At 61.2% G+C, this 18,837-nt stretch carries 20 protein-coding genes; 10 read left to right on the top strand and 10 right to left on the bottom strand.

All coding sequences use genetic code 11. The features are described from left to right. The first annotated feature begins 11 nt into the window (after window positions 1–11). Entirely contained in the window at window positions 12–824 is an 813-nt protein-coding gene (mutM, locus tag ACTJLA_RS22285) for a bifunctional DNA-formamidopyrimidine glycosylase/DNA-(apurinic or apyrimidinic site) lyase (protein ID WP_003195148.1), read from the top strand. 123 nt (window positions 825–947) lie between these two features. Here the strand turns inward: mutM and ACTJLA_RS22280 are convergent, their stop codons facing one another. The 5 genes from ACTJLA_RS22280 to ACTJLA_RS22260 all read right to left on the bottom strand — a co-directional run bounded on the left by ACTJLA_RS22280 (window position 948) and on the right by ACTJLA_RS22260 (window position 5,596). After that, complete coding sequence (locus ACTJLA_RS22280) at window positions 948–1,199, bottom strand: YfhL family 4Fe-4S dicluster ferredoxin (RefSeq protein ID WP_003195146.1); 252 nt, start codon at window positions 1,197–1,199, stop codon at window positions 948–950. A 162-nt stretch (window positions 1,200–1,361) separates the two neighbouring features. Continuing rightward, entirely contained in the window at window positions 1,362–1,841 is a 480-nt protein-coding gene (gene coaD / locus ACTJLA_RS22275; RefSeq protein ID WP_003195136.1) for a pantetheine-phosphate adenylyltransferase, read from the bottom strand. 103 nt (window positions 1,842–1,944) lie between these two features. Then, window positions 1,945–3,540 carry a GMC family oxidoreductase gene (locus tag ACTJLA_RS22270; RefSeq protein WP_057976454.1) on the bottom strand — a complete coding sequence of 532 codons (1,596 nt, stop codon included), beginning with the start codon at window positions 3,538–3,540 and terminating at the stop codon, window positions 1,945–1,947. Window positions 3,541–3,593: 53 nt separating this feature from the next. Next, window positions 3,594–4,139, bottom strand: a complete 546-nt coding sequence (locus ACTJLA_RS22265) for a hypothetical protein (protein WP_020301931.1) — start codon at window positions 4,137–4,139, stop codon at window positions 3,594–3,596. 29 nt (window positions 4,140–4,168) lie between these two features. Beyond that, on the bottom strand, window positions 4,169–5,596 hold the full coding sequence (locus ACTJLA_RS22260) for a coniferyl aldehyde dehydrogenase (protein ID WP_197881949.1): 1,428 nt from the start codon (window positions 5,594–5,596) through the stop codon (window positions 4,169–4,171). 145 nt (window positions 5,597–5,741) lie between these two features. Between ACTJLA_RS22260 and ACTJLA_RS22255 the strand changes: the two genes are divergently transcribed. Beyond that, window positions 5,742–6,413, top strand: a complete 672-nt coding sequence (locus ACTJLA_RS22255) for a TetR/AcrR family transcriptional regulator (RefSeq protein WP_005792294.1) — start codon at window positions 5,742–5,744, stop codon at window positions 6,411–6,413. A 33-nt stretch (window positions 6,414–6,446) separates the two neighbouring features. Then, window positions 6,447–7,301 carry a sulfurtransferase gene (locus ACTJLA_RS22250; protein WP_440842137.1) on the top strand — a complete coding sequence of 285 codons (855 nt, stop codon included), beginning with the start codon at window positions 6,447–6,449 and terminating at the stop codon, window positions 7,299–7,301. A 116-nt stretch (window positions 7,302–7,417) separates the two neighbouring features. Here the strand turns inward: ACTJLA_RS22250 and ACTJLA_RS22245 are convergent, their stop codons facing one another. The 4 genes from ACTJLA_RS22245 to ACTJLA_RS22230 form a co-directional block, all read right to left on the bottom strand. Further along, on the bottom strand, window positions 7,418–8,416 hold the full coding sequence (locus ACTJLA_RS22245; protein ID WP_314548852.1) for a hydrolase: 999 nt from the start codon (window positions 8,414–8,416) through the stop codon (window positions 7,418–7,420). A gap of 160 nt (window positions 8,417–8,576) precedes the next feature. Next, complete coding sequence (gene rsmD / locus ACTJLA_RS22240; protein WP_034128953.1) at window positions 8,577–9,194, bottom strand: 16S rRNA (guanine(966)-N(2))-methyltransferase RsmD; 618 nt, start codon at window positions 9,192–9,194, stop codon at window positions 8,577–8,579. Then, the gene (locus tag ACTJLA_RS22235) at window positions 9,194–10,684 is read right to left on the bottom strand and encodes a M16 family metallopeptidase (protein ID WP_440842134.1); all 1,491 of its coding nucleotides are present in this window, start codon (window positions 10,682–10,684) and stop codon (window positions 9,194–9,196) included. Before ACTJLA_RS22235 ends, rsmD begins: the two co-directional genes overlap by 1 nt. Beyond that, on the bottom strand, window positions 10,677–12,032 hold the full coding sequence (locus tag ACTJLA_RS22230) for a M16 family metallopeptidase (RefSeq protein ID WP_003195117.1): 1,356 nt from the start codon (window positions 12,030–12,032) through the stop codon (window positions 10,677–10,679). Before ACTJLA_RS22230 ends, ACTJLA_RS22235 begins: the two co-directional genes overlap by 8 nt. Before the next feature lie 232 nt (window positions 12,033–12,264). Between ACTJLA_RS22230 and ftsY the strand changes: the two genes are divergently transcribed. From ftsY to rpoH, 4 genes are all read left to right on the top strand, one after another. Next, a complete protein-coding gene (ftsY, locus tag ACTJLA_RS22225) occupies window positions 12,265–13,665 on the top strand; it encodes a signal recognition particle-docking protein FtsY (RefSeq protein ID WP_197900333.1) in 1,401 nt (466 codons plus the stop codon). Then, entirely contained in the window at window positions 13,662–14,333 is a 672-nt protein-coding gene (gene ftsE / locus ACTJLA_RS22220) for a cell division ATP-binding protein FtsE (protein ID WP_003195112.1), read from the top strand. Before ftsY ends, ftsE begins: the two co-directional genes overlap by 4 nt. After that, window positions 14,330–15,355 (top strand): permease-like cell division protein FtsX, encoded by a 1,026-nt coding sequence (gene ftsX / locus ACTJLA_RS22215; protein ID WP_160049728.1) that lies wholly within the window; start codon window positions 14,330–14,332, stop codon window positions 15,353–15,355. Before ftsE ends, ftsX begins: the two co-directional genes overlap by 4 nt. A gap of 130 nt (window positions 15,356–15,485) precedes the next feature. Beyond that, the gene (gene rpoH, locus ACTJLA_RS22210) at window positions 15,486–16,340 is read left to right on the top strand and encodes an RNA polymerase sigma factor RpoH (protein WP_003176698.1); all 855 of its coding nucleotides are present in this window, start codon (window positions 15,486–15,488) and stop codon (window positions 16,338–16,340) included. 188 nt (window positions 16,341–16,528) lie between these two features. Here the strand turns inward: rpoH and mtgA are convergent, their stop codons facing one another. Then, a complete protein-coding gene (mtgA, locus tag ACTJLA_RS22205) occupies window positions 16,529–17,251 on the bottom strand; it encodes a monofunctional biosynthetic peptidoglycan transglycosylase (RefSeq protein ID WP_200583588.1) in 723 nt (240 codons plus the stop codon). 74 nt (window positions 17,252–17,325) lie between these two features. Between mtgA and ACTJLA_RS22200 the strand changes: the two genes are divergently transcribed. From ACTJLA_RS22200 to ACTJLA_RS22190, 3 genes are all read left to right on the top strand, one after another. Next, a complete protein-coding gene (locus ACTJLA_RS22200; RefSeq protein ID WP_054917012.1) occupies window positions 17,326–17,700 on the top strand; it encodes a DUF423 domain-containing protein in 375 nt (124 codons plus the stop codon). Between the two features lie 79 nt (window positions 17,701–17,779). Beyond that, window positions 17,780–17,980, top strand: a complete 201-nt coding sequence (thiS, locus tag ACTJLA_RS22195; RefSeq protein ID WP_020301926.1) for a sulfur carrier protein ThiS — start codon at window positions 17,780–17,782, stop codon at window positions 17,978–17,980. A gap of 54 nt (window positions 17,981–18,034) precedes the next feature. Then, window positions 18,035–18,829 (top strand): thiazole synthase, encoded by a 795-nt coding sequence (locus ACTJLA_RS22190; RefSeq protein ID WP_054897581.1) that lies wholly within the window; start codon window positions 18,035–18,037, stop codon window positions 18,827–18,829. The last annotated feature ends 8 nt before the right edge of the window (window positions 18,830–18,837 follow it).

Raw genomic sequence — 18,837 nt, 5'->3', positions numbered from 1 at the left:
AAGAGGTACACATGCCCGAGTTACCAGAAGTCGAAACCACCCGACGCGGCATTGCCCCGCACCTGGAAGGCCAGCGCGTCAGCCGCGTGGTAGTGCGTGAGCGGCGCCTGCGCTGGCCAATTCCGGAAGACCTGGATGTGCGCCTGTCGGGCCAGCGCATCGTGCTGGTGGAACGGCGTGCCAAGTACCTGTTGATCAATGCCGAAGTGGGCACCTTGATCAGTCACTTGGGCATGTCGGGCAACCTGCGTCTGGTTGAGGTCGGTATGCCGGCGGCCAAGCATGAACATGTGGATATCGAGCTGGAGTCGGGGATGGCCTTGCGCTACACCGACCCGCGGCGCTTCGGTGCGATGCTCTGGAGCCTCGACCCGCACAACCATGAGTTGCTGATGCGGCTGGGGCCGGAGCCGTTGACCGACCTGTTTGATGGCGAGCGTTTGTTCCAGCTGTCTCGCGGCAAGTCGATGGCGGTGAAGCCGTTCATCATGGACAACGCGGTGGTGGTAGGCGTGGGTAACATCTATGCGACAGAGGCGCTGTTTGCAGCGGGGATTGACCCGCGCCGCGCCGCCGGGGGAATTTCACGCGGGCGTTATTTGAAGCTGGCGATTGAGATCAAGCGGGTGCTGGCCGCTGCCATCGAGCGGGGCGGTACCACGTTGCGGGACTTTATCGGCGGCGATGGGCAGCCGGGGTATTTCCAGCAGGAACTGTTCGTGTATGGCCGGGGCGGCGAGGCGTGCAAGGTCTGCGGCACTGAGCTGCGCAATGTGGTGCTGGGGCAGCGGGCGAGTGTGTTTTGCCCTAGGTGTCAGAGCTGATGGTTGGGTGAGGGCTGAGATTGCTATCGCAGGCAAGCCAGCTCCCACATTTGAATGTATTCACATATCCAAGTGTGGGAGCTGACTTGCCTGCGATGAGGCCTTTACGGGCAATGAAGAGGCTTAGGCCTTACCGGTAATCTTGCGGTACTTCTCCATCAACTGCTCTTCAGTCTCAGGGTGTGCCTCGTCCAGAGGAATGCAGTCGACCGGGCATACCTGCTGGCACTGCGGTTCGTCGTAGTGGCCGACGCACTGGGTGCACAGGTTGGGGTCGATCACGTAGATCTCTTCGCCTTGGGAAATGGCGGCGTTCGGGCACTCGGGTTCGCAGACGTCGCAATTGATGCAATCGTCGGTGATGATCAGGGACATGGAAACTCCTGCCAGGGCACTCTGCCAAGGCATCTGAAAACTAATGCGCGCAATTGTGCCGCATTGACGCCCGCAGTGCGAGCCTGTCTCTGTGGTGAGGGATGAAAGGATTGGGACTGCTGCGCAGTCCAGCGGGAGCAAGCTCCCTCGCCACAATGAGCCTTACTTCTTGAAGCGCAATGTCAGTGCGTCTGCTACAGCTGGATGCACGAACTTGGTGATATCTCCGCCCAAAGCAGCGATTTCACGAACCAACGTCGAGGAAATGAACGAATAACGCTCCGACGGCGTGAGGAACAGGCTTTCCACGTCCGGCGCCAATTGGCGGTTCATGTTGGCCAGCTGGAATTCGTATTCGAAGTCCGACACCGCACGCAGGCCACGCAGGAACACATTGGCGTTCTGCTCCTTGGCGAAATGCGCCAGCAGTGTCGAAAAGCCCACTACTTCCACATTCGGCAGGTGCTTGGTGACCTCTTGCGCCAGCTCCACACGTTGTTCCAGGGGAAACAGCGGGTTTTTCTTGGGGCTGGCCGCGACCGCGATGATCACATGGTCGAACAGGCGAGAGGCGCGTTCGACCAGATCGCCATGGCCTTTGGTAATCGGGTCGAAGGTACCTGGGTACAACACTCGGTTCATCGCGTCGTCCTGGCGGAGTCCGTTGGGGAACCGGATGGTATCGCAGCATTACCGGTGGGCCAAGTCGACTTATGTAGATAGATACCGTGAATACCCTGTCTTTTCATGCCGTTTTCAGACGTTCGGCCAATGCGCTCGCCAGTTGCGCGGTCAATCCGTACACCGACAATTGCGGGTTGGCGCCAATGCTGGTGGGGAACAGCGAGCCATCGTGGATCGACAGGTTACGCAACTGATGATGGCGACCCAGGCTGTCGGCGACGGCATTTTTCGGATCTTCACCCATGGCACAACCGCCCATCACGTGGGCGCTGCCCAGGGTGGTGCGATGCAGTTCCAGGTTCAGACCGTCGATCACGCTGCGCGCTTCGGCCAAGTTGTTCACAAAACGCGCGTCGTGATGCAGGGGCTTGACCGATTTGGCCCCCGCCGCGAACTGAATCTCGGCCATGCTGTGGAAGGCCCGGCGCAGGCCGTCCCAGGCGTAGGGCGAGACCTGATAGTCGAGCACTGGGGTGCCGTCACCGCGTAACTCCACCGTACCGCCCGGGCTGTCGGGGTGAAAGCCGTCGCGCAGCAGGGCGAGCATGGCGTGGGTGTGGGGTAATTGGTTCATGTCCAGGGCGTTCTGGTTGCCGTAGCCACCAAACAGGGTGCTCGCCAGGCCTGGATGCAGGGGCGGTGCTTCCAGTTTGTAGGACATTTTGCCGGTAGTGCCGTCCTGCCATTGGAAATGGTCGGAGTAGATGGATTGCGGCGCACCGTAGAAGGGGTTGATCACCTCGTCGAACAGCCCAGCGGAGAAATTGACCAGGTGCAGGAAGGTGCGCTTGCCCAGCCGCGAGTGTGGGTCGGGCGCGTCGGAGCGCATCAGCAAAGCAGGGCTGTTGATGCCGCCGCCCGCCAGCACATAGTGCTTGGCTTTCACCCTGATCTTGCGCCCTGTGGGCGCTACGCAGCGTTCGTCCATGGCCACGCATTCGAGGCTGCTGATGGTGTCGCCGCTGTATGTGAGCCGTTCGGCGCGGGCCAGGTAAAGCAGTTCGCCGCCCTTTTCCAGGGTGGACGGGATGGTCGTCACCAGCATTGACTGCTTGGCGTTGACCGGGCAGCCCATGCCGCAATACCCCAGGTTGAAGCAGCCGCGCACATTGCGCGGGATCACATGCCAGCTGTAGCCGAGCTTTTCACAGCCTTTGCGGATCACATCGTTGTTGGCATTCGGCGGCAGCGCCCAGGGCGCGATGCCCAGGCGCTGTTCCATTTTTTCGAACCAGGGCGCCATTTCGGCGCTGCTGTGGCCTTTGACCGCATATTCGCTGGCCCAATGCGCGAGGGTAGCGTCAGGGGTGCGAAAGCTGGAGGTCCAGTTGATCAAGGTGGTACCGCCCACCGCCCGGCCCTGCAGGATGGTGATAGCGCCGTCCTTGCTCATGCGGCCGATGCCTTCCTGGTAAAGGCTGGCGTAGGCTTCGTCTTCCAGCAGCTTGAAATCACTACTGGTCTTGAGCGGGCCTTCTTCGATCAGCAACACTTTGTAGCCGGCGGCGCTGAGGATTTCGGCGGTGGTACCGCCCCCGGCGCCGCTGCCGATGATGGCGACATCCGCTTCCAGGGTCAGGTCGTGATCCAGGGCGGCGCCATTGTGGGTTTTCCAGCCACGGGCCAGGCCGTCGCGGAACAGATCGGGTACGGGCATAGGTGTGCTCTCTTATTCTTGTCGGAAGATGCAATCTTGGGGGATTGCCCAGGCTAGATCTTGGGCGGGCCGGGGTAGCCGCAATGGGCCCAGGACTCGGGCCGGAAGTACCAGGCCATGATCACCAGTTTGAGCAGCGAGCCCTGGCCCATGCGCAAAAGGTTCAGGTAACTGTTTTCCCAGCGGTGCAGGAAATTGCGGATCTGTTCGCTGCTGGCGTTTTCCCAACTGCCCCAGATACCGGTCAGCGGGCCGCGGGTAATGCCCATGCCCAGTACGTCGAATAATTGCTGGGTGAGCTTGAACATCTCGGGCGACAAGTGCTGCAGGCTGTAATCGAGCTTTTTCAGGGTGCCCTCAATACCTGCAAGCACTTGTTCGGCACTGGCCGCGCCTTCTAGCAGCACCGGGATTACCGCCCGCAAGAACGGCAAGTCGCTGGTGCGCAACATCGCAAAGCCGCTGGCCGGTGTACTGCTGGAGCAACCACTGAGGCTGGCGCCCAACCCGGCGGTGGCGAGGAAGGCGCTGGCACACAGGCCGATTTTCAAGACGCCGCGCCGTGACAGCGCGGGTGAATCAGTCAGGCTGGGGTTCATTGTTTTTATAGTCCCGAAGGTGGCGGTTATCAGCGTATAAACAGCTTCTGGATCAGCTTCTGGATCGACTTGCCATAGGGCGGGTAGATCAACTTCGCCGCGTTCAGGCGCTGTTTGACCAGCACACCCTTGGCCTTGCTGAACGTCAGGAAACCTTCGTGACCGTGGTAATGGCCCATGCCTGACGGGCCGATGCCACCGAACGGCATATCGTCCTGGGCGACGTGCAGCAAGGTGTCGTTCAGGCACACACCGCCGGAATGGGTTTCGTGGAGCACCCGCGCTTGTTCGCCTTTGTTGTAGCCGAAGTAATACAAGGCCAGTGGGCGAGGGCGCTGGTTGATGTAGGCAAAGGCTTGGTCAAGGCCGCGATACGGCACGATGGGCAGGAGCGGGCCGAAGATTTCGTCCTGCATAACGGTCATATCGTCGCTGACATTCAACAGCAGGCTGTGGGCCATTCGCCGCGCCTGGCCTTGCTCGTACAGCGGGATCAAGGTGGCGCCTTTGTCGGTGGCGTCCTTGGCGTAGGCATTGAGCCGGGCCAGTTGGCGCTCGTTGATGATGGCGGTGTAGTCCGGGTTGTCGGCCAGCGTCGGATAAAACCCGCGCACGGCTTTGGAGTACGCCTCGACAAAGCCCTCCACGCGATCTTCCGGTACCAGCACATAATCCGGCGCCACGCAGGTTTGTCCGGCGTTCAAGGCTTTGCCGAAAGCGATGCGTTCGGCAGCATCCTTGAGCGGCACGTCGGCCGAGACAATGGCTGGCGATTTGCCGCCCAGCTCCAGGGTCACCGGCGTGAGGTTTTCGGCCGCCGCACGCATCACGTGCTTGCCTATGCTGGTAGCGCCGGTGAACAGCAGGTGATCGAAGCGCAACTTGGAAAACGCCATGCCCACGTCAGCTTCGCCCAGCACGACGCACACCAGGTCCTCGGGGAAGATCTTGGCCAGCAACGCCTTGAGCAGTTCACCGGTGGCCGGCGTGGACTCGCTGAGCTTGAGCATCACCCGGTTACCGGCAGCCAATGCCCCAACCAGCGGGCCGATGGCCAGGTAAAGCGGGTAGTTCCACGGCACGATGACGCCGACGACGCCCAGTGGCTGGTAAATGACTTTGGCTGAGGCGGGCTGGAAGGCAATGCCTACAGCGCGGCGGGAAGGTTTCATCCAGCCCTTGAGGTGTTTGCTCGCGTAGTGAATGCCATGCAGGCTAGGCATCAATTCGGCAAACAGGGTTTCGTCGGCGCTGCGATGGCTGAAATCCTGGCTGATCGCATTGATCAGCGCCTGGCGTTCGTCGCTCAGCAGATCCCGCAGAGCCTTGAGCCATTGCTGGCGCTGCCCGGCCGGCGGCATCGGGTTGGCGGCATAGGCGCGGCGTTGGGCGTCGAACAGGTCCTGGAGTTGATCCAGCGCCTGGGAATCTTGCAGGTAGGCAACGTTGGCAGACATGGCGCGGCACCGATTGTTATTGGTCTGCCTGGATTTTTAGAGTCATTGCTCTAAATTGTCAAATAACATTGCAGTAACATCCAGATTTATCCTGGCCGGGTTAGGCCGTAAGATGCCCCATCCCGTGTATAGAAGCTGATCCCCTATGGCACCACGAGTAAAGACCAGCGAGCGCATTGTGCAAACCAGCCTGGAGCTTTTTAACCAGCAGGGCGAGCGCAGTGTCAGTACCAACCACATTGCCGCCCACATGGAAATTTCCCCGGGCAACCTGTACTACCACTTCCCTAACAAGCAGGCGATCATCGCCGTGCTGTTCCGCGAATATGAAGCGTTGGTAGACAGTTTCCTGCGCCCACCCCAGGGACGCACGATGGTGGTGGAGGATAAACGCTTTTACCTGCAAGCCGTATTGGCCGGCATGTGGCGTTATCGCTTCCTGCATCGCGACCTCGAACACCTGCTGGAGAGCGACCCGGAACTGGCGACCGGCTACCGGCGTTTTTCCCAGCGTTGCCTGATTCAGGGCGGCGCGATCTACCAGGGCTTTGTCGATGCCGGCATTCTCAATATGGACCCGGTGCAAACAGAAGCCCTGACCCTGAATGCGTGGATCATCCTCACCTCGTGGGTGCGCTTTTTATGTACCACCAATGAAAAATCCACCCACCTGAGCGCCGAGGCGATCAAGCGTGGGGTTTATCAGGTGCTGGTGCTGGAGGCGGGGTTTGTCACGCCACAGGCCAAAGAGGCGGTGGACGCCTTGTTCAAAGAGTTTTACGTGCCGTTGAATCAGGCACTGGAAGAAGTGAAGTAAGACCTTTCCCCTTTGTATTCACAGGAGTCAGTCATGCCGCTTGCCCAACTGATCAGCCCCCAGCAATTGGCCGAGCGCCAACAGTCGAGCGGGTGGGTGATCCTGGATTGCCGCTTTGCCCTGGAAGACCCCGACTATGGCTTGTGCAGTTACGCCGAAGGGCATATCGAGGGCGCGCAATACGCCGACCTGGAGCGCCACCTGAGCGGCCCGGTGACCAAGGGCGTGACCGGTCGTCATCCTTTGCCGGCGGCGGACACGTTCGCCAGGCAACTGCGGGCCTGGGGTATCAGTGCCGACACCGATGTGGTGCTGTATGACAACGGCCCCGGAGCCTACGCCGCCCGTGCCTGGTGGTTGCTGGCCTGGCTGGGCAAGCGTGATGGCGTGTTCATTCTGGATGGTGGCCTCAAGGCCTGGCATGCCGCCGGTTTCCCCCTGAGCCTGGACGCGCCCGTGGTTGAGCCAGGTACCTTCGCCGGTACGCCGGATCATCGTCTGTTGCTGGATGCCGAACACCTGCAAAAACGCCTGGGCCAACCCGGCCTGACCTTGATCGACGCCCGCGCCCAGCCGCGCTTTCGTGGCGAAGTAGAACCCATCGACCCGATTGCCGGGCATATCCCTGGCGCGCAATGCGCGGCGTTCAGTGAAAACCTGGGCAGTGATGGTCGTTTCTTGCCGGCTGATCAGCTCAAGCAACGCTTTGCCGCGCAGTTGCAAGGGCGCCCGGCTCAGGAGCTGGTGGCGTATTGCGGGTCTGGGGTGACGGCGTGCCATAACCTGTTTGCGTTGAGCCTGGCGGGGTACCCGTTGGGCAAGTTGTATGCGGGGTCGTGGAGTGAGTGGATTACCGATCCAGCCCGGGAAATTGCGAAGGGCGACTAAACGATAGGTGTGAGCACTTCATGAAGGTGTGGGAGCTGGCTTGCCTGCGATAGCAGAGTGTCAGCCACCTCAACGTTGGCTGGCCCACCGCTATCGCAGGCAAGCCAGCTCCCACACTATTGACCGTATTGGGTCTGGAGCCATTGTGGGATCCGGCGCTCCAGATAGTAACCAGGGCGCTTCAGCGAACCCTCCACAAACCCCACATGCCCGCCCTTGGCCAGCAACTCGAACTCGGTGCAGGCCGACAGCTCACTGGCGTCAGGCAAGCTGTGCGCAAACACAAACGGATCATCAGCCGCCTGGATAATCAGCGTCGGCGTGCGGATACCGCCCAGGTAATAGCGGCTGGAAGCGCGGCGATAGTAATCCTCGGCACCCAAGAAACCGTGCAGCGGCGCGGTTACCCGCCCGTCGAAGTCCCAGAACGTGCGCATCTTTTCCAGGGAGCCAAGGGCCTCGAGGGTTTTGAGCCCATCCTCACGACCGTCCTGCAGGAATTGGCGTTGCTTGACGCGGATATACGCCAGCATCTCGCGCATGAAGTGCTTCTGATACACCCGCGAGAACCCCAGCCCAATGCGATCCGCGCATTGATCCAGGCGAAACGGCACCGACACCGCCGCCGCGCCCTGCAGCCCTGAAGCCTCGCCGGTTTCCCCCAAATGCTTGAGCAACATGTTGCCGCCCAGGGAGTAACCCACCGCGTACAAGGGCGCCAAAGGCCGCTTGGCGCGCAGATGAGCAATCGCGGCTGCCAGGTCTTCGCTGGCGCCGGAGTGATAGCTGCGAGCCAGCAGGTTGGGCTCGCCAGAGCAGCCGCGCCAGTTCAACGCAGCACTGGCCCAGCCTTGGGTGGCGAGGACTTTTTGCAGGCCGGCCACATAGGGTGAATTGGACGAACCGGTCAGCCCATGCAACACCAGCACCAAAGGCGCTTGCACGTCATGAGGCCCGTGCCAGTCGAGATCGAGGAAGTCGCCATCCTCCAGCCACAGGCGCTCACGCTGACGCTCGATGTGGGTGGTCGGCCGCCACAGCGGCCCCCACAGTGTCTGCAAGTGAGGGTTGCCGAGGCCGAAGGCGGGTTTGAACAGGTCGCAAGAAGGGGTCATGACGCTCTCGGTGGCAAGTGAACTCACTGTGGCGAGCGAGCTTGCTCGCGCTGGGCCGCGTAGCGGCCCCATCAAGAACACTGCGTTTATTCAGTCGGAACACCTTGGCAGGTTTCAGGGCCGCTTCGCAGCCCAGCGGGAGCAATCTCTAGCCACACGATCAGGCGGCGTTTTCGACCAAACGATGCCACAACGCGTAATACACCCGCCCGGACTTCTGCTCCCGGTGCAGGCGCCAGCCACTTGGCAGGCCGAGCGTGGAGGGCGCGGTCTCGCTCTCAGTGTAGATCCAGGCATCCGGTGCCAGCCACTGGCGTTCTTCCAGCAGTGTGCAGACGGTCGGCAGCAGGTTCTGGTTGAACGGTGGATCGAGGAACACTACGTCGTATTCAGTGGCCGCCTGGGTTTCCAGGTAGCGCAGCGCGTCGGCCGTCTGCACCTGGCCGGTGGTGCAGCGCAGCGTGCCCAGGTGCTCCTTGAGGCTGGACACCGCCACATTGCTGGCGTCCAGCGCCTGGCCCTGGGCCGCGCCACGGGACAGCGCCTCCAGGAACAGCGCGCCGCTGCCGGCGAACGGGTCCAGCACTTTGGCCCCGCCTATGTACGGCGCGAGCCAGTTGAACAAGGTTTCACGCACGCGATCGGGCGTCGGGCGCAGGCCCACGACGTCGGGGAAGCTCAGCTTGCGGCTGCCCCATTCACCGCCAATGATGCGCAGTTGGCCCACACCGTTATGCACGTTGTGGACAGGTTTTTTCGGGCGAGATGAACTGGCCATTAATGCTCCGGAACCCCGAGCGGCTGCTCGGCAGGTTTATCAGTGGGGGGCGGTAGTGGCTTTTGCGCAATCGTCGGGCCGGCGGTCACGATGACCATCTTGTCGGCGCTCAAGTGTTTGTTCATTGCAGCCTTGACCTGATCGACGGTCAGGGCCTGTGATTGTTTCATGAAATCTTCCAGATAGCTCAGCGGCAGGTTGTAGAAACCCATGGCGCCCAACTGCCCGACGATATCGGCGTTGTTGGCGGTGGACAGCGGGAAGCTGCCGGCCAGTTCGCGCTTGGCGTCGTCCAGTTCTTTTTGTGTTGGGCCGTTCTTGAGGTAATCAGCCAGTACATCCTCAACCAGGCGCAGGGTGCCGCCGCTCATTTCGGCGCGGGTCTGCAGGTTGATCATGAACGGGCCGCGCACCTGCATCGGTGAGAAACCGGAGTACACGCCGTAGGTCAGGCCGCGTTTTTCACGCACCTCGCTCATCAAACGGGTACCGAAGCCGCCGCCGCCAAGGATCTGGTTGCCCAGGGACAAGGCTGCGTAGTCCGGGTCGGCTCGGTCGATGCCCAATTGCGCAAACAGCAGGTGGGTTTGCTTGGACGGAAACTCGATACGGCTCAGGCCGGCTTTTGGCTCGGTCGGCTGGGCGATCTTGGCCATGGCCGGGCCTTTGGGCAGCGAGGCTGACACTTTGGCCGTCATGGCCTCGGCTTCTGCACGGGTCAGGTCGCCGACGACCGCAATCACGGCATTGCCCGCCGCATAGGCTTTGGCATGGAACGCCTGCAACTGTGCCAGGGTAATTTTCGGCACGCTTTCTGGGGTGCCTTCGCTCGGATGCGCGTAAGGATGGTCGCCGTACAGACGCTTGAACAGCTCGATGCTCGCCAGTTTGCCGGGGTTCTGTTTCTGGTACTCGAAACCGGCCAGGATCTGGTTCTTGATGCGTGCCAGGGAGTCTGCCGGGAAAGTCGGCTGGCCGATCACCTGGTTGAACAGTGACAGGGCGGCGTCGCGCTTGGCGCTGTCGCTCAGGCTGCGCAGGGTCACCAGCGCCATGTCGCGGTACGCGCCGTTGCCAAAGTCGGCCCCCAGGCCTTCGAAACCACTGGCGATCTGGCTGACATCCTTGCCCGGCACACCTTCGTTGAGCATGGCGTTGGTCATCAGCGCCAGGCCTGGCACGTCGCCATCCTGGCTGCTGCCGGCGGCAAACAGCAGGCGCATGTCGAACATCGGCAATTCGTGGGCTTCGACGAACAGCACCTTGGCGCCTTCGGCGGTGGTCCAGGTTTGTACGTCGAGCTTGCGGTTGGTCGGTGCCTTGCCATCCAGTTCCGCCAGGGACTGCAGGGTGCTGGCCGTTTGAGCCTTGTCCAGGGCCTGGCTGGCGACCGACTCGCTCGGGCGCAAAAAGTAAACGGCGCTGGCCGCCATCAGGGTGACGGCGATCAGGCCGGGCAGGATCAGGCGGCTGTTTTTGCGATCACTCATGAGCGGTCTCCTCAGGCAAAACATGGGCGACGCTCAGACGTTCGCGGGTGAAGTAGGTGCGCGCGGCTTTCTGGATATCTTCCGGCGTCACGCTTTGCAGGTCGGCCAATTCGGTGTCCATGAGCTTCCAGGACAGGCCGACCGTTTCCAGGGAGCCGATGGCCGTGGCCTGGCTGGTGATGGAATCACGCTGGTACACCAGGCCCGCAATCACCTGGGCACGGATGCGCTCCAGTTCTTCAGCGGTCGGCGGCTTGGCCTTCAACTCATCGAGCAGGCGCCACAGGCCGGCTTCGGCTTGGGCGACGGTTTTCTTCTTCTGCTGGTTCGGCGTGGCCGAGAGGGTAAACAGGCTGTCGCCACGGGTGTAGGCGTCGTAGTTGGTGGAAGCCGCGGACACAAGTTCCTCACCGCGCTCCAGTTGCTCGGAGATCCGTGCACTGTAGCCGCCGTCCAGCAGCGCCGAGATCAGGCGCAGGGCCTGCACCGAGCGTTTGTCTTCGGCGGTGGCCAGGCCAGGCACGTTGAAGCCCAGGAACACGCTTGGCAGTTGGGTCTGCACGTGCAGGGTCAGCAGGCGCTCGCCGGGCTCGGCCAGTTCCATCGGGATTTTTGCCGGCGGCACGTCACGCTTGGGGATCGGGCCGAAGTAACGTTGGGCGAGGTTTTTCACCTCGTCCGGGGTCACGTCGCCGACCACCACCAGGGTGGCGTTGTTCGGCACGTACCAGGATTGGTACCAGTGGCGCAGTTCCTCGACCTTCATGCGGTCCAGGTCGGCCATCCAGCCGATGGTCGGCGTGTGGTAGCCGCTGGCGGGGAAGGCCATGGCCTTGAAGCGCTCGAACGCTTTGGACATGGGGTTATCGTCGGTGCGCAGGCGGCGTTCTTCCTTGATTACTTCGATTTCACGGCTGAACTCGTCGGCCGGCAGGCGCAGGCTGGCCATGCGGTCGGCTTCCAGCTCGAAGGCCACACCCAGGCGATCACGGGCCAATACCTGGTAGTACGCGGTGTAGTCGTCGCTGGTGAAGGCGTTTTCTTCGGCGCCCAGGTCGCGCAGGATCAGCGAGGCTTCACCGGGGCCAACCTTGGCGCTGCCCTTGAACATCATGTGTTCCAGGGCGTGGGACAAACCGGTCTGGCCCGGTGTTTCGTAGCTTGAGCCAACCTTGTACCAGACCTGGGAAACCACCACCGGCGCGCGATGATCTTCGCGCACGACCACCTTGAGGCCGTTATCGAGGGTGAATTCATGGGTGGGTTGTGGATCGGCAGCCAAAGCTGAGAGAGGCAGACAAACTGTGCTGAACAGCAGGCCTGCGGCGCGGCGGGCTAGAGCATTCATTCGTTTTTAAACCTGTTGGGCTGCCCGCTTGGTCTTAGCGTCGGCGGGCGAGGAGGTGCTAGGATACTGATCCGACCTAGGGACGGCCACTGTGGCTGTCTTGTTGAGGCCCTATTTAGGCCTTACAAAATGTTGCGCATGAACGAGCTGGCTAAAAAACAGTCTGTTACGCATCGAATTTTATTTACCGACGCGCCCTGTGGCGCGTCGCTACCTTGAGATAGCCGTCTCCATGTTTGGTTCCAACGACGACAAGAAGACCCCAGCTGCGGCTGGCGAGAAGAAAGGCCTGTTCGGATGGCTGCGCAAAAAGCCGCAGGAAACCGTCGTCGAACAGCCGCAGGTTCAAGCTGAACCCACCCCTGAACCCGTAATAGAAGCCGAACCGGTTGCCGAGACGCCAGTTCCGGTGGTGTTGCCGATGGCTGAGCCGGTGTTGCAGCCGGTCGTCGAGGCCGAGCCGGAACCTGAGCCTGCGCCTGAGCACAAGCCTTGGTTGGAACTGCCGGTGGCCGAAGAGCCTGTGGCGTTGGTGGAGGATGTTCAGGCCGAGCACGTCGTGCCGCCGATTCCTGCAGTGGTTGAGCCGGCGCCGGTAGAGGTTGTGGCTGAAGTTCCGCCCGTCGTTGAAGTGCCGGCACCGGTTGTTGCCGCACCTGCCGTCGTCGAGCCAGAGCCTGTCGTCGCCACCACCGAAACCAGCAAAACCGGGTTTTTTGCCCGTCTCAAGCAGGGCCTGAGCAAGACCAGCGCCAGTATTGGCGAAGGCATGGCCAGCCTGTTCCTGGGCAAGAAAGTCATTGATGACGAGCTGCTGGAAGACATCGAGACCCGCCTGCTCACCGCCGACGTGGGCGTCGAAGCCACCGCCGTGATCATCCAGAGCCTGACGCAGAAGGTCGCGCGCAAGCAGTTGACCGACGCCGACGCCCTGTACAAATCCCTGCAGGCTGAGCTGGCCGCCATGCTCAAGCCGGTTGAAGCGCCGCTGGTGATCACCCCGAAAAAGCCGTTCGTCATCCTCGTTGTAGGTGTAAACGGCGCTGGCAAGACCACCACCATCGGCAAACTGGCCAAGAAGCTGCAGGGGGAGGGCAAGAAAGTCATGCTCGCCGCCGGTGACACCTTCCGTGCCGCAGCCGTCGAGCAGTTGCAGGTGTGGGGCGAGCGCAACAAGATCCCGGTGATTGCCCAGCACACCGGTGCCGACTCTGCGTCGGTGATTTTCGATGCTGTGCAAGCCGCCAAGGCGCGCAACATCGATGTGCTGATCGCCGATACAGCCGGCCGCCTGCACACCAAAGACAATTTGATGGAAGAACTGAAGAAAGTGCGCCGCGTGATCGGCAAGCTTGACGCCGATGCACCCCACGAAGTCTTGCTGGTGCTCGACGCTGGTACCGGCCAGAACGCCATCAGCCAGGCCAAGCAATTCAACCAGACGGTGCAACTGACCGGCCTGGCATTGACTAAGCTCGACGGCACGGCCAAGGGCGGTGTGATTTTCGCCCTGGCCAAACAGTTCGGGTTACCGATTCGCTATATCGGCGTCGGTGAAGGCATCGACGACCTGCGCACCTTTGAAGCCGAACCCTTTGTACAGGCACTGTTTGCCGAGCGGGAGCGTTCATGATTCGATTCGAACAGGTCGGTAAACGCTATGCCAACGGGCATGTGGGCTTGCATGAGCTGAGCTTTCGAGTGCGTCGCGGCGAATTCTTGTTTGTCACCGGCCATTCGGGCGCGGGCAAAAGTACGCTGTTGCGCCTGCTGCTGGCCATGGAACGCCCGACCACAGGCAAGTTGCTGCTGGCGGGCCAGGACCTGGCTACCATCAGCAATGCGCAAATTCCGTTTCTGCGCCGCCAGATCGGCGTGGTGTTCCAGAACCACCAGTTGCTGTTCGACCGTACGGTGTTCAACAACGTGGCCCTGCCGTTGCAGATACTGGGGCTGTCCAAGGCCGAGATCGTCAAGCGCGTGGACTCGGCCCTGGAGCGTGTAGCCTTGTCGGACAAGACCGACCTCTTCCCCGGCGACCTGTCCACCGGCCAGCAACAGCGTGTCGGTATCGCCCGCGCCATCGTCCATCGCCCGGCTTTGCTGCTGGCGGACGAACCCACCGGTAACCTCGACCCGCGCCTGGCGGCCGAGATCATGGGGGTGTTCGAAGATATCAACCGCCTGGGCACCAGCGTATTGATTGCCAGCCACGACCTGGCCCTGATTGCCCGTATGCGTCATCGCATGCTGACCCTGCAGCGCGGCCGCCTGATCGGCGATGGGGAGGCGGGCGTATGAGTGCTACACGCAGCCCTAAAGTATCCGAACGCGTGGCGCCGAAACCGGCCGACCCGCAACCGAAAAAGAAAAAACACGACGACGACGACGACGGCCCGGACTTCGGTACCCTGGTGCACGCCTGGATTGAAAGCCATCGCGCTAGCCTGCTGGACAGCCTGCGGCGCCTGGGCAAACAGCCGATCGGTAGTTTTTTCACTTGCCTGGTGATGGCGGTGGCCTTGAGCCTGCCGATGGGCTTGTCGCTGTTGCTTAATAATGTGGAGCGCCTGGGCGGTTCCTGGCAGCGGGCGGCGCAGATTTCGCTGTACCTGAACCTGGACACCAGCAGCAAGGAAGGCGAAGCGCTGCGTGACGACATCAAGAACATCCCGGGGGTAGCCGAGGCCGAGTACATCAGCCGCGACCAAGCCCTCGAAGAGTTCCAGCAACAATCGGGCCTGGGCGAGGCGCTCAAGGAGCTGCCGCAGAACCCGCTGCCGGGCGTGGTGTTGGTAACGCCGAACGAGGTCGACAAGCCGGCGCTGGAGGCCCTGCGACAAAAACTCGCAGAGATGCCGAAGGTGCAACAGGCGCAACTTGATCTAGTCTGGGTAGAGCGCCTGGCCGCAATCCTCAAGCTGGGTGACCGCTTTGTGTTCGGCCTGACGGTGTTATTAGTGTCTGCATTACTTTTGGTGATAGGTAATACCATTCGTCTTCATATTGAAAACCGTCGCACCGAGATAGAAGTGATTAAACTGGTGGGCGGCACAGACAGCTATGTGCGTCGGCCTTTCCTGTACATGGGCGCGCTGTATGGCTTGGGTGCGGGGATCTTGTCCTGGGGCGTACTGGCGTTTGGCCTGGATTGGTTGAACGACGCGGTTGTTGGCCTGGCCGGGCTCTACGGCAGTGATTTCGCGCTGGCCGGTGTGCCGGTAGCCGATGGTCTGAGTCTCTTGCTTGGCGCGGTGTTGTTGGGGTATATCGGTGCGTGGATTGCGGTGGCACGGCATTTACGCGAGCTGGCACCGAAGTAGTTAATGCCAGATTAATGTGGTTTCGTTTGTATTGACCGTATCAGCGGTTTAGGGAACTTGTCCTACGGTTCCCAGGTCAATTTTCGCAGTGCTGAACTGCACGAGTTATGTGAGTCGGAGGTTTTTTCGTATGACCACTTCTTTGCAACCTGCTTATGCCTTGGTCCCGGGTGCGAACCTGGAGGCTTATGTGCACACGGTCAACAGCATTCCATTGCTGACGCCCGAGCAGGAGCGTGAACTGGCCGAGAGTCTCTACTATGAGCAGGATTTGGGGGCGGCTCGGCAGATGGTGCTCGCCCACCTGCGTTTTGTCGTACATATCGCCCGTAGCTATAGCGGCTACGGTCTGGCCCAGGCCGACCTGATTCAGGAAGGCAACGTTGGCCTGATGAAGGCAGTGAAGCGTTTCAACCCTGAAATGGGCGTGCGCCTGGTTTCGTTTGCCGTGCACTGGATCAAGGCGGAAATCCACGAGTTCATCCTGCGCAACTGGCGCATCGTGAAAGTGGCCACTACCAAGGCCCAGCGCAAGCTGTTCTTCAACCTGCGCAGCCAGAAAAAACGCCTGGCGTGGCTGAACAACGAAGAAGTCCACCGCGTGGCCGAAAGCCTCGGCGTGGAGCCGCGTGAAGTGCGCGAGATGGAAAGCCGCCTGACCGGCCATGACATGGCCTTCGACCCAGCCGCCGAAGCGGATGACGACAGCGCCTTCCAATCGCCGGCCAACTACCTGGAAGACCACCGGTACGACCCGGCGCGTCAACTGGAAGACGCCGACTGGAGCGACAACTCCAACCACAACCTGCACGAAGCGCTGGAAGTGCTGGACGACCGCAGTCGTGACATCCTCTACCAGCGTTGGCTGGCAGAAGAAAAGGCCACGCTGCACGACCTGGCGCAGAAGTACAACGTGTCGGCCGAGCGGATTCGTCAGCTTGAGAAAAGCGCGATGAACAAGCTGAAGTTGTCGATCGCCGCTTAAAATGCAGCGAACAAAAAATGCCCCGGTCGAAAGACCGGGGCATTTTTGTTTGTGTTCGAAAAGTCTCAAGCCCAACTCGGTTTAATGTGGGAGCTGGCTTGCCTGCGATGAGGCCGTGTCAGCTGAAGCATGGGTTACTGACCCACCGCTATCGCAGGCAAGCCAGCTCCCACAGGTCCCATATTGTGTCAGTCGGACCACGGTGCCTTTCGAGAGTTGTTCAGCTCCACCAGGTAACCATCCCCGCCCAATTGGCTCATCTGCTGGCGAATCCACGCCGCCCGCCGTGCCACATAGGCCGTCGGATGGCTGGCACTCCACACCCGTGGATTGGGCAATACCGCCGCCAGGTAACTGGCCTGGTGCCGCGAAAGGCCCTTGGCGCTCACGCCAAAATGGTGCCGCGCCGCTGCCTCTGCGCCAAACACACCTTCATCCCATTCCACGCTGTTGAGGTACACCTCAAGAATCCGCTGCTTGGGCCACAACACCTCGATCAAACCGGTAAACCACGCCTCCAGGCCTTTGCGCAAATAGCTGCGGCCGGCCCACAGGAACAGGTTTTTCGACACCTGCTGGCTCAGGGTGCTGGCACCGCGAATCGAGCCGCCGCGTTCGTTGTGCAGAATCGCCGCCTGGATCGCGCCGAAATCAAAACCCCAATGTTGTGGGAAGCGCTGGTCTTCACCGGCCATCACCGCCACTTTCAGGTCATCGGATATTTCATCCCATGGCACCCAACTGCGTTGCAGGTCGATAGGCTCACCGTCGACCCAGGACTCGACCTTGCGCTCCACCATCAGCGCAGTGAACGGTGGCGGCACCACACGAAACAGTAGCACCAGCAACACACTGCCGATGGCAAACCATTTCACGACGTTGAGAAAGCGTTTGAAGAGGACACGCAGCATAGAGATGGCTTGGCCGAACCCGTTGAGCGGGCCATTATACAGACCCTGCCCGATGAGTCTGACTGGAGTTCCCCATGCTGCGTAGCTTTCTGATGCTGGCTGCCTTTTTCGGCTTTACCGGTGTCGCCCTGGGCGCGTTCGCCGCCCACGGCCTGAAAAACCGCCTGAGCATCGACTACCTGGCGATCTTTCATACTGGTGTGACCTACCAGTTGGTGCATGCCCTGGCACTGTTCGGCGTGGCCTTGCTGGCGGCGCATATTCCGGGTCGGCTGGTCACTTGGGCGGGTATTTCGTTTACCGTCGGTATCCTGCTGTTCTCGGGCAGCCTGTATGTGCTGACGATGACCGGCATCAGTAAACTGGGGATCATCACGCCGTTTGGCGGGCTGGCGTTCCTGCTCGGCTGGTTCTTCCTGGGCCTGGCGGCGTGGCGTTTGCAGCTTTGACCGCTTGACGCTTGGAGCTGACCTTCAGGTTCCAATCGCGCTAGAATGCGGGCCCCTAAAAACGATGGCGGCCCGTGGCATGCGCATTCAGTTGAACGGCGAACCCTTTGAACTGCCCGACGGCGAAACCGTTGCGGCCCTGCTGACCCGTCTGGACCTGACCGGGCGTCGCGTCGCAGTGGAGCTCAACCTGGATATCGTCCCGCGTAGCCAGCACGCCGAGACTGCGCTCACCGAAGGTGACCAGATCGAAGTGGTCCACGCCATCGGCGGCGGCTAGCCCGCCACGGCCGCAACGCATTCTGCAGAACCTCATCCAACCAGAGGATTTCCCATGAGCATCGTTCGTAGCGACAAGCCTTTCGTCCTGGCCGGTCGTACCTACCAGTCCCGTCTGCTGGTCGGCACCGGCAAGTACCGCGACATGGAAGAAACCCGCCTGGCCATCGAAGCCTCGGGTGCCGAGATCGTCACCTTCGCCGTACGCCGCACCAACCTCGGCCAGATCGAGGGCGAGCCGAACCTGCTCGAAGTGCTGTCGCCGGAGCGCTACACCTTTCTGCCGAACACCGCCGGTTGCTACGACGCCATCGAAGCCGTGCGCACCTGCCGCCTGGCCCGTGAGCTGCTCGACGGCCACAACCTGGTGAAGCTGGAAGTGCTGGCCGACCAGAAAACCCTGTTCCCCAATGTGATCGAAACCCTCAAGGCCGCCGAAACCCTGGTCAAGGAAGGTTTCGACGTTATGGTCTACACCAGCGATGACCCGATCATCGCGCGCCAACTGGCAGAAATCGGCTGCATCGCGGTGATGCCGCTGGCCGGTCTGATCGGTTCCGGCCTGGGGATCTGCAATCCGTATAACCTGCAGATCATCCTCGAAGAAGCCAGGATTCCGGTACTGGTGGATGCGGGTGTGGGCACAGCCTCCGACGCGACCATCGCCATGGAACTGGGCTGCGACGCCGTACTGATGAACTCGGCCATTGCCCATGCCCAGCAACCAATCATGATGGCCCAAGCCATGAACCACGCCATCGTCGCGGGCCGCCTGGCCTACCTCGCCGGGCGCATGCCGAAAAAACTCTATGCCAGCGCCTCTTCGCCGCTGGATGGTCTGATCAAGTAAGAGCTATT

The organism is Pseudomonas sp. 22072 (assembly GCF_052046095.1).
GTDB lineage: Bacteria > Pseudomonadota > Gammaproteobacteria > Pseudomonadales > Pseudomonadaceae > Aquipseudomonas > Aquipseudomonas paracarnis.
The sequence above is the reverse complement of the archived record's forward strand: the minus strand, read 5'-3'. Positions and strand labels throughout refer to the sequence as shown.